At 39.2% G+C, this 13,452-nt stretch carries 12 protein-coding genes and 1 pseudogene; 8 read left to right on the plus strand and 5 right to left on the minus strand.

Going from position 1 to position 13,452, the window contains the following annotated elements; all coding sequences use genetic code 11:
• Positions 1-8: 8 nt before the first annotated feature.
• From AB3G38_RS22295 to AB3G38_RS22315, 5 genes are all read left to right on the plus strand, one after another.
• Positions 9-137, plus strand: a complete 129-nt coding sequence (locus AB3G38_RS22295) for a hypothetical protein (protein WP_367865908.1) — start codon at positions 9-11, stop codon at positions 135-137.
• Between the two features lie 197 nt (positions 138-334).
• Positions 335-541 (plus strand): hypothetical protein, encoded by a 207-nt coding sequence (locus AB3G38_RS22300; protein WP_367865909.1) that lies wholly within the window; start codon positions 335-337, stop codon positions 539-541.
• A 264-nt stretch (positions 542-805) separates the two neighbouring features.
• The gene (locus AB3G38_RS22305) at positions 806-3,094 is read left to right on the plus strand and encodes a GH92 family glycosyl hydrolase (RefSeq protein ID WP_367865910.1); all 2,289 of its coding nucleotides are present in this window, start codon (positions 806-808) and stop codon (positions 3,092-3,094) included.
• A gap of 229 nt (positions 3,095-3,323) precedes the next feature.
• Positions 3,324-3,971, plus strand: a complete 648-nt coding sequence (locus AB3G38_RS22310; RefSeq protein ID WP_367865911.1) for an outer membrane beta-barrel protein — start codon at positions 3,324-3,326, stop codon at positions 3,969-3,971.
• A gap of 71 nt (positions 3,972-4,042) precedes the next feature.
• Positions 4,043-4,609: a porin family protein gene (locus AB3G38_RS22315; protein WP_367865912.1), complete on the plus strand. Its 567-nt coding sequence runs from the start codon at positions 4,043-4,045 to the stop codon at positions 4,607-4,609.
• Between the two features lie 119 nt (positions 4,610-4,728).
• On the opposite strand, the pseudogene accD reads toward AB3G38_RS22315, so the two are convergent.
• A pseudogene (gene accD, locus AB3G38_RS22320) lies at positions 4,729-5,573 on the minus strand (acetyl-CoA carboxylase, carboxyltransferase subunit beta).
• A 253-nt stretch (positions 5,574-5,826) separates the two neighbouring features.
• On the opposite strand from accD, the gene fbaA reads away from it, so the two are divergent.
• The 3 genes from fbaA (at position 5,827) to AB3G38_RS22335 (ending at position 7,916) form a co-directional block, all read left to right on the plus strand.
• Positions 5,827-6,906 carry a class II fructose-bisphosphate aldolase gene (gene fbaA / locus AB3G38_RS22325; protein ID WP_068402559.1) on the plus strand — a complete coding sequence of 360 codons (1,080 nt, stop codon included), beginning with the start codon at positions 5,827-5,829 and terminating at the stop codon, positions 6,904-6,906.
• A gap of 121 nt (positions 6,907-7,027) precedes the next feature.
• Positions 7,028-7,516: a low affinity iron permease family protein gene (locus AB3G38_RS22330; protein WP_367865913.1), complete on the plus strand. Its 489-nt coding sequence runs from the start codon at positions 7,028-7,030 to the stop codon at positions 7,514-7,516.
• On the plus strand, positions 7,494-7,916 hold the full coding sequence (locus tag AB3G38_RS22335) for a GNAT family N-acetyltransferase (RefSeq protein WP_367865914.1): 423 nt from the start codon (positions 7,494-7,496) through the stop codon (positions 7,914-7,916). Before AB3G38_RS22330 ends, AB3G38_RS22335 begins: the two co-directional genes overlap by 23 nt.
• A gap of 20 nt (positions 7,917-7,936) precedes the next feature.
• On the opposite strand, the gene AB3G38_RS22340 is transcribed toward AB3G38_RS22335, so the two are convergent.
• From AB3G38_RS22340 to secDF, 4 genes are all read right to left on the minus strand, one after another.
• Positions 7,937-8,803: a hydroxymethylglutaryl-CoA lyase gene (locus AB3G38_RS22340; RefSeq protein WP_367865915.1), complete on the minus strand. Its 867-nt coding sequence runs from the start codon at positions 8,801-8,803 to the stop codon at positions 7,937-7,939.
• A gap of 180 nt (positions 8,804-8,983) precedes the next feature.
• A complete protein-coding gene (locus AB3G38_RS22345) occupies positions 8,984-9,880 on the minus strand; it encodes an IS3 family transposase (RefSeq protein ID WP_367868740.1) in 897 nt (298 codons plus the stop codon).
• Positions 9,799-10,344: a transposase gene (locus AB3G38_RS22350; RefSeq protein ID WP_367865484.1), complete on the minus strand. Its 546-nt coding sequence runs from the start codon at positions 10,342-10,344 to the stop codon at positions 9,799-9,801. The genes AB3G38_RS22345 and AB3G38_RS22350 overlap by 82 nt, the downstream gene beginning before the upstream one ends.
• A 73-nt stretch (positions 10,345-10,417) precedes the next feature.
• Positions 10,418-13,363, minus strand: a complete 2,946-nt coding sequence (secDF, locus tag AB3G38_RS22355) for a protein translocase subunit SecDF (RefSeq protein ID WP_367865916.1) — start codon at positions 13,361-13,363, stop codon at positions 10,418-10,420.
• Positions 13,364-13,452: the final 89 nt, after the last annotated feature.

Consider the following 13,452-nt stretch of genomic DNA (forward strand, 5'->3'; position numbering starts at 1 on the left):
GCACAATTATGCAATACGTAGCTATAGAGAATAATAAGAGTCCGTATTTATCCTTTGTAGAGGAATTGTATCATGCTGCTTTTCCGGTAGAGGAGCGCAGGAACTGGGAACAATTACTGATGTTTCTCATTCTTTAGTGCTGATGACCAATGTACCGGAAAAAGAAGAGCTGTATTTTAATGAGATTATCAGCAGGGTCAAAAAACAGGTTTATTTATACCATCCTTTGTAATTATTAGTGCTGGCAGCTATTTATTATAAAATAATAGAAACTATATTTTTTCCGGCTTGTTGTGTAGTTAATTGTCAATAATTTTTAATTAAAACATTGGTTATGAATACTCCGGAAAAGCACGATCACGAAGAAGAAAAAAAGAAAACGGTTTATAAAGAAACTGACAATGATGAAGATTTGAGCAGTGGCGAAACGTCTTCTGAGTCGGCGTCTGGAAAATCTGCGTTTGCGAACAGACCCGAAAGAAAGAATAAGCCTTTGGGTGCAGGTCATGAGCCTGGTACTACACCTGGAAGAGATTTCTGATAAAAATATTATTTCTAAAGAAAACCCTGATTCAATAGCTGATTCAGGGTTTTTTGTTTATAAACGGGGATTTAATGAATTCTATCCCGCAAATATTACCTGATTTATTTGTCTGTTAAGGTTTTCTCTATTACATTAGGGGATAGATTTAGCTATTGTATGAAAAGGTTTGTTTACTGCTTTGCTAAATCGTTTTTAATTCTTTAACCAAATATGAATGTTATCCGTATAATCATATTATACGCTATAAATCACACTAAACAAATGATGAAACATTTCTTATCAGCATTACTTATTTCTGCTGCTCTGCCTGTACTGGCGCAGCAAGCAGGTAAAGTGACAGACCCGGTTGACTGGGTTAATCCGCTCATGGGGACAGCAAGTAAACCAAGCCTGTCTAATGGTAATACTTATCCTGCAATTGCAGTTCCATGGGGAATGAATTTCTGGACTCCTCAAACCGGTAAAATGGGGGATGGATGGGCTTATACTTATGATGCGGATAAAATCAGAGGATTCAAACAAACACATCAGCCTTCTCCGTGGATGAATGATTACGGGCAATTCTCGGTGATGCCGGTAACTGGTAAAATGAAATTTAACCAGGATGAGCGTGCAAGCTGGTTTTCTCATAAAGCAGAAATTGTAAAGCCATATTATTACAGTGTGTACCTGGCTGATGCGAATGTAACTACTGAAATTACACCTACAGAGCGTGCAGCTCAGTTTCGCTTTACTTTCCCGAAATCTGATAGTTCTTATGTGGTGATTGATGCTTTTGATAAAGGATCATATATTAAAGTTATTCCGAAGGAAAGAAAAGTAATCGGGTACAGCACCCGCTATGCAAGTGGCCCGCTGCCTGCCAATTTTAAAAATTACTTTGTTATTTATTTTGATAAAGCTATTTCTTCTGCAAATACATGGCATGGAAATACGCTGGCAAAAGATACGCTGGAACTGAAAAGTGATCATTCTGGTGCGATCATAGGATTTAAGACTGAAAAAGGAGAAAAGATAGGGATGAAAGTTGCTTCGTCTTTTATTAGTGTTGAACAGGCTGAAATCAGTTTAAAGAGAGAGCTGGCAAATGATACTTTTGAAGCGACGCAGCAAAAGTCAAGAGCGGTATGGAACAAGACTTTAGGTAAGATTTCTATTGAAGGCGGTACTGTTGATCAGACACGTACTTTCTACTCAAGTTTATACCGCACTTTATTTTTCCCGAATAAACTATATGAGCTGGATGCGAATAATAAAGTTGTTCACTGGAGCCCTTATAATGGCAAAACTATGTCAGGGTATATGTTTGCTGGTACTGGATTCTGGGATACCTTCAGGGCGTTGTATCCATTCTTAAACCTGGTGTACCCTGCAATCAATAAAGAAATGCAGCAAGGACTGGTCAATGATTATAAAGAGGGTGGATGGTTGCCTGAATGGTCAAGCCCTGGTTATGCGAATTGTATGATTGGTAACAATTCGGCTTCTGTAGTTGCGGATGCTTACATCAAAGGGTTACGTGGTTATGATATTGAGAGTTTATTTGAAGCACTGAAACATGGTGCGAACAATGAAGGACCAAATGAAGCTGTTGGAAGAGCTGGTGTAAAGTATTACAATGCGTTAGGTTATGTGCCTTATGACGTTAAGCTGAATGAGAATGCGGCCAGAACATTAGAGTATGCTTACGATGATTTTACGATTTATCAATTGGGAAGAGCATTGAAAAAACCGGCTGCTGAAATTGATATCTATAAGAAAAGAGCCATGAATTATAAAAACATTTTTGATCCTTCTTCGGGCTTAATGCGTGGAAAGAATAAAGATGGTTCATTCCAATCACCTTTTAATCCGTTTAAATGGGGAGATGCTTTTACAGAAGGAAACAGCTGGCATTATTCATGGTCTGTTTTCCAGGATGTAAATGGCCTGGTTGGACTAATGGGGGGTAAAAACAAATTTGTGGAAAAGCTGGATTCAGTATTTACCATGCCTCCTGTTTTTGATGCCAGTTATTATGGTTCTGTAATTCATGAGATCAGAGAGATGCAGATTGCAAATATGGGGCAGTATGCACATGGTAATCAGCCGATACAACACATGATTTACTTGTATAACTATGCCGGACAACCCTGGAAAGCTCAGTACTGGTTAAGAGAAACGATGAACAGGATGTATAAAGCTACTCCTGATGGTTATTGTGGAGATGAGGATAACGGACAGACTTCTGCCTGGTATGTTTTCTCTGCTATGGGCTTCTATCCGGTTACTCCGGCTACGGATCAATATGTGGTTGGTGCACCTTTATTCAAAAAAGTAACGGTGAACCTGGATAATGGAAAACAGATTGTAATCAATGCTGGTGCAAACAGTGCAGATAACAAGTATATCAATGCGTTGAAATACAATGGTAAGGCTTATGGTAAAAACTGGTTAAGTCACTCTGATTTAGTTAAAGGGGCTACACTTGATTTCGATATGACTGCTGCGCCTAACAAGACCAGAGGAACTTCGGAAAGTGATTTCCCGTATTCTATGTCAACAGAGTAGGAATATTAAACGGTTCTGAAAGCATAGCTCAGCAGAATAAATACATGTAAAAAGCGGTTAGTTATCTCATCTATAGTTAAATGAGATAACTAACCGCTTTTTTATTGGTTTTTATTTGCATCAGATTAATTATTGATGATTTTTATATTGTATAGATAAATTTATTTTAATTATAAATATTAATTATCATCTTTTATGTTTAACATTGAATACACAAATGAAACACTGTATGAAAAAAATTTTAACACTGGCGATGCTTTCTGCATTTGCCCTGGCAGCCAATGCCCAAACTGAAAAAGGTAAGACTATTGCAGGAGGATCAATAGGTTATTCCAATTCCAAAAGTAATAACGATGCTACAGAAAGTAAGCAAAATAGTTTAACCTTGCTTCCAAGTATAGGTTACTTTGTAAAGAATAATCTGGCCTTGGGTTTAGGCATTGGTTATTCAAGGATAACAGAGCAGAACAGCGAAAAAACGCAGTACCTTTTAAATCAGAAAAATACGACTGACTATTTTATGATAAGTCCTTTTATCAGGCATTATGTAAATATATCTGATCGGTTCAAATTTTTCAGTCAGTTTTCTGTTCCAATGAAATGGGGAAATCTGGAGTCTGCAACAGGGACTACCAGCCCGGCTGTTAGTGTTGCACCTGCATCAAATTCTAAAACTACATCGATAGGGGTAAGTATAGAGCCTGGGTTTGCCTATTTTCCTACCAAAAGGATTGGCATACAACTTTCTTTAGATGGGCTATCTTATGCATGGAATAAAACCGAGAACAAGAATTCGAAGGCTGTGAATAAGGATAATGCTTTCAATTTAGGAACGAATTTCTTCGCGCCGAAAATTGGTATTCAATTTCATTTCTAGTCCTGAGTTATATCATTATGAAGAAAATAGTATTAATTTTTATTGGTTTAATATCAATATCAGTTAGCTGCATGGCGCAGACAGAAAAAGGAAAAATACTTTTAGGAGGATATGCTTATTTCAATAGCTACAAAGGTACCAGCATGACAGACAGAAATACTAACTTAGGAATCAATCCTGCGGTGGGAATTTTTGTGACGGATAATCTGGTCATAGGAACCGGATTAGGATATGTGCATACTGCTTATACCCAGAATTTGGTAGAGGGGGGAGAAATAGGATCTGTGCGAAGAAAAGCTTATGTTGTAAGCGTAAGCCCATTCGGGAGATATTATGTGGGTATCACACCGCAACTTAAATTTTTTGGTCAGCTGGAAGCAGCTGTAAACTGGCGGAATATAAAAGGTAATGAAGCAATGGGGGAAAAAGATTTGAAGAGTAATTTTTATAGCGCAACCTTATCTCCGGGATTTGCATTGTTTCCTTCTAAAAGAATCGGGATCGAACTGTCAATTACCGGATTTCAATATGCAAAACAGCATTGGAAAACTGAAGAGGCAACCTTAACTGATTTCAGATCTTTTAGTTTTGGAAGTGACTTCTTTAATCCCCGTTTAGGGATTCAATTCTATTTATAATTAACCGTTGCTTGTAAGAAGCAAAATAAAAATCCCCTGCGGAATGGAAGGTTTAACTTCTATTCTGCAGGGGATTTCTTAATTTATAGTGAAGCCTGGCCAACAGGCAACAGGTTAACCTAGTTCTTTACCATTTTAAGGAAAGTAGCCAGCCTGGCTTTCATCGCCCTGCGGTCTACAATAAAGTCAAGGAAGCCATGTTCCTGCACAAATTCAGCAGTCTGGAAACCTTTTGGTAAGTCTTTTTTGATCGTTTCTTTAATTACTCTCGGGCCTGCAAATCCAATCAGTGCACCTGGTTCTGCAATATTTATATCACCCAGCATCGCATAAGATGCGGTTACACCACCGGTAGTCGGATCAGTTAATAAAGAGATATAAGGAATTTTTGCCTGGTTAAGCAAAGCTAATTTAGCAGATGTTTTTGCCATTTGCATCAGTGAGAATGCGGCTTCCATCATTCTGGCCCCTCCTGATTTGGAGATCATCAGAAATGGAATTTTATGTTTGATACTGTAATCAATAGATCTCGCGATTTTCTCTCCTACTACAGAACCCATAGAACCACCAATGAAATTGAAGTCCATACAGGCAATTACCAGGTCTTCGCCTTCAATTTTACCTACTGCTGAACGGATAGCGTCTTTCAGGCCTGTTTTAGCCATTGTGTCAACCAAACGTTCTGTATAAGGTTTACTGTCTGTGAAGTTAAGCGGATCTCCTGAGGTCAGGTCAGCAAAAAGTTCTTTAAATTCATTGTTATCAAACAATACCTGAAAATATTCTTTGGAACCAACTCTCAAATGATAATCACAATAGTGACAAACGTATTTATTTTCGATAAGGTCCGCGCTGTGTAATGCTTTCTTGCAATTAGGACACTTGTTCCATAAGCCATCCGGCGCTTCTTTTTTTCTTCTGTCAGCGTACTGATACCTTTTTTTTCTCTCTTAAACCAAGCCATGTTATTCGTTGAAAAATGCGATTACAAAGAAACGAAAAAAAATCAGAACAGCTTAACCTAGATTTCGTATAAATTCTATAATAGTTTAACAGGTTATAATTTATAAAATATCAGGACATGAGCTTTGACTATATTGATATAGCAATTGAAATAATCATCCATGTCAATAATTGATACAATGAAAATAATACCAGCTAAGGTTTGCCCGGGCTAATATTTTTCCTAACTTCGGCTTAAACAAAATCTAATAACAATGAGTTTAAAAGGCTATAAAGGCGTAATTTACGGAGATGCTGTTCAGGAATTATTTGAGCAGGCTAAAAAACATCAGTTTGCATTGCCTGCAGTTAATGTTACCGGAACAAATACCATCAATGCGGTTATGGAAACTGCTAAAGCGGTGAATTCACCAGTCATGATCCAGTTATCAAATGGTGGCGCGCAATTTTATGCAGGTAAGACATTGAATAATGATAACTTAAATGCATGTGTGTTAGGCGCAGTATCTGCCGCAAAACATGTTCATTTATTAGCGGAACACTATGGTGTTGCGGTAGTATTACATACTGACCACGCAGCTAAAAAATTATTGCCATGGATTGACGGTCTGTTAGATCACGGTGAAAAATTCTTTGCTGAAACTGGTAAACCATTGTTCTCTTCACATATGCTGGATCTTTCTGAAGAGTCAATTGAAGAAAACATGGAGATCTCAGCTAAATATTTAGCACGTATGGCTAAAATGGGCATGACTATCGAAATCGAACTGGGTGTAACTGGTGGTGAAGAAGATGGTGTGGACAATAGTGATGTAGATAGCTCTAAATTATATACTCAGCCTTCTGAAGTAGCTTATGCTTATGAAGAATTGAGTAAAGTAAGTGATAAATTTACTGTAGCTGCGGCTTTTGGTAATGTTCACGGTGTTTATAAACCAGGTAACGTTAAATTGCAACCGGTAATTCTTAAAAACTCTCAGGATTATATCAAAGAGAAATTAGGATTAACAGCTGAAAAACCAATTAACTTTGTATTCCATGGCGGATCAGGTTCTTCTCAGGAAGAAATCAGGGAAGCTATTTCTTATGGTGCAATCAAAATGAACATTGATACTGATATGCAATGGGCATTATGGGAAGGTGTTCTGGATTACTACAAAGCGAATGAAGCTTATCTTCAGGGACAAATCGGAAATCCTGATGGAGATGATAAACCAAATAAAAAATACTATGATCCACGTGTTTGGTTACGCAAAGGAGAAGAAGCATTTGTTAAACGTTTAACTCAGGCTTTTGAAGATTTGAACTGTAGAAATGCAAGTGATAAATTATAAGTAAAGAAAAAAATCTTTAAGGCGCTTCAGAGTCATTCTGAAGCGTTTTTTTTATGATTTATTTTTTCCGGTTATACGCTGTAAATGCGTTTTAATCATCAAATTAGCTGAAAAAAAAGCTATGAAAACCCCGGGAAAGAAAAACAACCTATTTGAGCAGTTCTCTAATGCTGCAACCAAATTTACAGGCAGCTCTTCAGCTTTTATTATCGCTTTGTTAATTGTCGTGGTGTGGGCAGTGAGCGGCCCGGTTTTTCATTATTCGGAAACCTGGCAGCTGGTGATCAATACCGGAACAACGATTATTACATTTTTAATGGTCTTTTTAATCCAGAAAGCTCAGAATAAAGACGGCAAGGCGATACAGCTTAAACTGAATGAATTACTGGCCGCGCATGAACGGGCAAGTAACAGGATGGTGGATATTGAAGACTTGACTGAAGCTGAATTAGATCAGTTACATAAATTCTATGTCACATTAGCAGCATTAGCAAAACAAGAAACCGATATTCATTGTTCTCATTCTATTGATGCCGCGCAGGAAGTTAGTGCAATCAAAGCGAAGCATTTATTTAAACCCAAACATCATGGAACTACTTCAGGTAAATAAGATCAGGACGCAGGAAGAATTGGAAAGTGCATTCGCAATCCGTAAACAAGTCTTTGTGGTAGAACAGGGCTGTCCGCCGGAACTGGAATGGGAAAATGAAGATGTTTCTCATCATTTCCTGGCTTTACTGGACAATCATCCTTGTGGTGCATGCCGGTGGCGGAAAACCGAAAACGGCTATAAATTAGAGCGGTTTGCAGTATTAAAAGAATACAGGGGCAAAAGGGTAGGACAGGCGCTTGTAGCGGCCGCTTTAGCCGATATACCGGATAGTGCAAGCGCGATCTATTTAAACGCGCAGGTGGAAGCTGTGAGCCTGTATGCGAAGTTTGGCTTTGCAGTAGAAGGTGAACAGTTCGAAGAAGCTGGAATACAGCACTTCAGAATGGTTAAGAAATAAATAATTGGTAGCAGGTGAGGTTATATTCCTTGAAATACTTTCGAAGACAGCAACATCGCCTCCTGCCATTTATCCAGGTTCAGATTCAAGGTTTCTCCTTGTTGCTGAAGATAAGTAATCAGTTCTTCGGTGGCCAGGTTACCAGTCAGGTCATCGGCTGCCATAGGGCAACCGCCGAATCCTTTTAAAGCACTATCAAAACGTCTGCATCCATTGCGGTAAGCAGCCTCAATCTTTTCTTTACGCGTCTGCGGAGTACTGTGTAAGTGCAGCCCTATTTCTGTTTCCGGAAATTTCCTGAGCAGCAGGGGCATTAACTCTTCAATCTTTTCTGGTGTAGAAACTCCTGTAGTATCTGAAAGAGAGAGAATTTTAGTGCCTCTTTCTACTAATACTGACGCCCACTGTTCTACAATTTCTGTGTGATAAGCATCTCCATATGGATTACCAAAACCCATAGACAGGTAAACTACTGCAGTCTTCTGATTTTTATCACATAATTCCAGCATTTGTTCTACGGTGGCCAGTGATTCCTGAATACTGGAATTTGTATTCCTTTGCTGAAAAGTTTCAGAGATGGAAAATGGAAAGCCCACATAGTCGATTTCAGGAAAGAGCATCGCATTTTCAGCACCACGAAGATTGGCAACAATAGCTAATAATTTGCTTTGCGTATTACTCAGATCCAGCCGGGCCAAAACTTCCCTGGTGTCAGTAAGCTGCGGAATAGCTTTTGGGGAAACGAAACTGCCAAAATCTATCGTATCAAATCCGACTTGCAGCAACAAATTGATATAAGCCGCTTTTAAAGCTGTAGGAATAAAATCATGAATGCCTTGCATGGCATCTCTCGGACATTCGATTAGTTTAATCGCTTTCTGGCTCATACATTTTAGTGCACGCTGGTTATTTGTGCAAGGGCTCAATGTAAGTAAAAATACGAAATAACAGAAATAAGGAGGCTTTCCGGAATGGAAAAACTGCCCTGGATTGAAAACAAAAAAGCCTTCTCCTGATTTCCAGAATGAAGTGCCCCCAAAAAGTTAGACAAATTTAACTTTAAAAAATTAGGCTGCAAGAGTCCGGTATTGTACCGGACTTTTTGCATTTAGTTTCATTTTGATCCTGTCATTGTTGTAGTATTCAATATAACTTTTGATATCTGTTTTGAGTTCTTCGACTGATGTATATTTTTTCACGTAGAATAGTTCTGATTTTAGTATTCCGAAGAAGTTCTCCATTACCGCATTGTCCAGGCAGTTGCCTTTTCTGGACATGCTCTGTAGCACCCCCTTCTTTTCTAGCGCACGCTGATAGGATTTCATCTGATAGTGCCATCCCTGGTCGGAATGCAGTATTAGGCCGTTGAGGTCGGCATGTTTTTCAAATGCCATTTCTACCATTCTGCCGACCAGCCCGTAATTGGGCCGGACGTCTAGATGATAAGAAATGATCTCTGAATTGTAGAGATCGAGTATCGGGGAGAGATAGAGTTTCTGGCCTGCCACTGCAAATTCCGTAACATCAGTGACCCACTTTTGGTTCGGCAGCTCGGTTTTGAAACCTCGCCTCACCAGATCGGGCGCAATCCTTCCATGGTCTCCCTTATAGGATCGGTATCTTTTAGGCCTCAGTGTACATTTTAGCCCAAGTTCGCCCATAATCCTTGACACCGTTTTGTGGTTGATCGTACAGCCCTGTTGCTTGAGCGCTGCCGTTATCCGCCGATATCCATAACGCCCCCTGTGTCTGTGAAAGATATCGGAGATCAGCTTCCTGGCAGGTGCATACCTATCTTCTTTAGCATGTTTAAGGTGATAGTAGAACGTGCTCCGCGCCAGTTCAGAAGCAGACAATAATAGATGCAGGTCATAGGTATGCCTTAATTCTTCGACCGCTTTGGCTTTGGTTCGCGCGCTTTGGACTTTTCCTGTTGAATTAAGGCACTTAGCTTTTTTAGATATGCATTTTCTGCACGTAGGAACTCCAGCTCCTCCTGCAAAGCTGCCTGTGGATCTAATGGATCCTTCTTCTTTTTTATCCTGTTGTTATCTGGTGCCGACATATTCTTTGAACGGCCAACTTTGGTAGTTTCAAGACCTTCCTCGCCAAATTCACCATAGAGCTTCATCCAGTGGACGATGGTGCTGTCGCTGGGGATCCCGAAACATGTGGCCGCCTCGCTCAAAGATAAACGCTTTTTTATCACCGAAAGAACGCATGCAACCTTGAGTGCCTTGTCGTATATATTATTGCCCTGCTGATGGCTCAAGCTACCACGGTCCTCGTAATTCTTGACCAGACGGCGTAGGTATCGGTCGTTGATGCCATGCTTTCTGGAAAGTTCCCTTGATCCGATTGACCCGGAAACAACCTCCTTCACCAAAGCTTCCTTGAAGCTTAAACTAAACTTTGTTTTTCTATTCATAAAAATGCCCCCAATAAGTGTCTAACTTTTTGGGGGCACTTCAGAAGAAGGCTTTTAAATGTTATGATGTTACTTATGCGTGTTTTTTGCCTAAGTCGATTACAATTGGAGTAGAGATACATAATGAAGAGTATGTACCGATTACACGACCAATTAATAGCGCGAAGATAAATCCACGGATACTTTCTCCACCAAAGATGAAGACCACAAGTAATACGAAGAATACGGTTAATGAAGTTAAGATGGTACGACTTAATGTACTGTTCAACGCGAAGTTGATTAGTGTATTACGTTCTTCACCATACAAGTCATCTTTACCAGTCTCGGCAAGTTTCTCACGGATACGGTCAAATACAACTACTGTTTCAGTCATCGTATAAGACATAACTGTTAAGATCGCTGCGATGAAATCCTGACCAATCTCTAAAGAGAATGGTAAAACACCATCAAGGATAGTATAGAATGATAATACCAGTAACACGTCATGGAATAATGCGATAACTGCACCTAAACCATAGTTTACTTTCTTAAACCTGACGATGATGTAAACAAACATCAGCACACAAGAGAATAAGATAGCTGTGTAAGCACTTGAAACAAGGTCACTCGCAATAATTGGCCCTACTTTCTGGTTACTCTCAATCGTGTATTTAGCTCCTGTTGTGGCTAAACCAGCTTTTAATGCATCTTCTACAATCTTATCAGCACCAGCATTCTGGTCAGCGATATGGTAAGTAGTCGTGATTTTTAACTCGTTGTCAGCACCAGCAGTTTTAACCTGAATTTCTTCATTCTGGAAGCTTGGAGCTAATTTCGCTTTTACATCTTCTGTATTCATTCCTTTATCGAAATGAACGATGTAAGTTCTTCCTCCTTTAAAGTCAATACCTAATCTTAATCCACCGTTTTTGAAGTAGAAAATGATACCTAAGATAATGATGATAGAAGAGATGGTATAATAAATCTTTCTGCGGCCAACAAAGTTAAACGCGATGTTTTTAAAGGCGTGGATAGTTGCTTTGTTACCGAAAGTGATATTTGCATTTTTGTTCAGTAAGCCTTCGAATACTAAACGCGAAATTAATACCGCACAGAATAAAGAAGAAAGGATACCGATACATAAAGTAGTTGCAAAACCCTGAACCGGGCCGCTACCGAATGCGTAAAGGATAACACCTAAAATTAATACCGTAACGTTGGAGTCAATGATAGAAGGCATTGCATGTTTGAAACCTTCTTTGATGGCTACAGCAGTTGATTTACCATGTGCTAATTCCTCTCTTACACGTTCGAAGATCAGGATGTTCGCATCTACCGATAAACCGATAACCAGGATAATACCAGCAATACCAGGTAAAGTCAATACCGCCCCCAGTGAAACCAGGATACCCATGATGAACAATAAGTTGATCACTAAGGCAAGGTTAGCTACCCAACCTGCTTTGTTGTAATACAACGCCATGAATACCAGGATCACGATGAATGCCAGTACGAATGAGAGTAAACCATTGTGGATCGCTGCTTCTCCTAAAGATGGACCAACTACAAACTCTCCAACAATACGTGCCGGAGCTGGTAATTTACCGGCTTTTAAGATGTTTGCTAAATCCTGTGTTTCATTCACTGTAAAGTTACCAGTGATGGAAGAGATACCATTAGGAATTTCATTCTGAACAGTAGGTGCAGAGTAAACTGCATTATCCAGAACGATTGCAATAGATTTTTTATTGTTTGCATCAGCGGAAGCTTCTGCAGTGATTTTTTTCCATTTCTGTGCACCTTCACCAGTCATGTACATGGTCACTTCAGGTTTACCTTTCTGATCGTAATCATGACGGGCATCACTGATCGCTTCTCCACCTAAATCAGGTTTTCCATCCGGAGATACAGATTTGATTGCATAAAGTTCAAAAACTTTAGTACCATCCATTGGTCTTACACTCCACATGAATTTGAAACTCTGAGGAATGATAGAAACAACTTCTGGTCTTCTGAAGTAAGAGTTTACTTTAGCCGTATCTTTTTGTGCAACCCATCCAACAGTTGGACCAGGACGTAAAGCAGGTTGTCCTTTTTCATTCTGGTAAGTAGGGATGTTTAATAAAGCGAATAATGGGTTGGATTTAGAAAGTTCTTTTGTCTTTACGTCAGCAGAATCTTTTCCGGTAGTGCTTTTCTTAGCTAAGTTAGCCAGTGCACTTTTTCCTTTTGCAGCAGTGTCTTTTACTGTCGTTACTGCAGCAGTATCTTTTAAAGTAGAGGCAAGGGTTTTGTTGATGTTCTCCATGATCGAGTAAACCTCTTCATTTTGATACACCTGCCAGAATTGTAATTCTGCAGAACCTTGTAATAATTTATGAACCCTTTCTTTATCCTGAACACCTGGCATCTCAATCAGGATACGGTTAGTACCTTCTTGTTTCTGCATGTTAGGACTTACCACACCAAATCCGTCAATACGGCTTCTGATAATGATAAATGAACGGTCAATTGCGCTGGAAGCTTCTTTCGATAAGTAGTTCTTAACGTCAGCATTGCTGGCATTCGCTTTTAACTGCTGTGCATTATCCTGGTTAGAGAAATAATCTGCAAGTTTTACGTTCGGGCTGATTTTTTCAAATTCATTGACAAACAAACTGATGAAATCTTTACCACCAGCATTCAGCTGAGTCTGGGCAGTAGCAAGTGCTTTGTTAAAATTAGCATCATCGGTATGATTTGCTAATGATTTTACCAATTCACCTAACGATATCTCCATCGTTACGTTCATACCACCTTTAAGGTCAAGACCTAAATTGATTTCTTTCCCTTTACAGAACTGATAGTCAAACCCGAATATTGGATAAACCGGGACGGTTGACATGGAGTCCAAATAAGCTTTTTCCTTAGTCGGATCGCCTTTAGCATACGCTTTAGCGTCTTTTTCTACCTTCGACGTAACGAAATTGAACGAGAGGGAATACACGCAGACAATACCTAATAGTATTGCCATAAATTTAATGAAACCTTTACCTTGCATTTTTGTTTGTAATTATTTGTCTATGCTGTATATTTTTTTCAACAAGTCGGCAAATCTAATTAATTTTTTAATTAATAGTCAGCCTTATA

Source organism: Pedobacter sp. WC2423 (assembly GCF_040822065.1).
Taxonomy (GTDB): domain Bacteria; phylum Bacteroidota; class Bacteroidia; order Sphingobacteriales; family Sphingobacteriaceae; genus Pedobacter.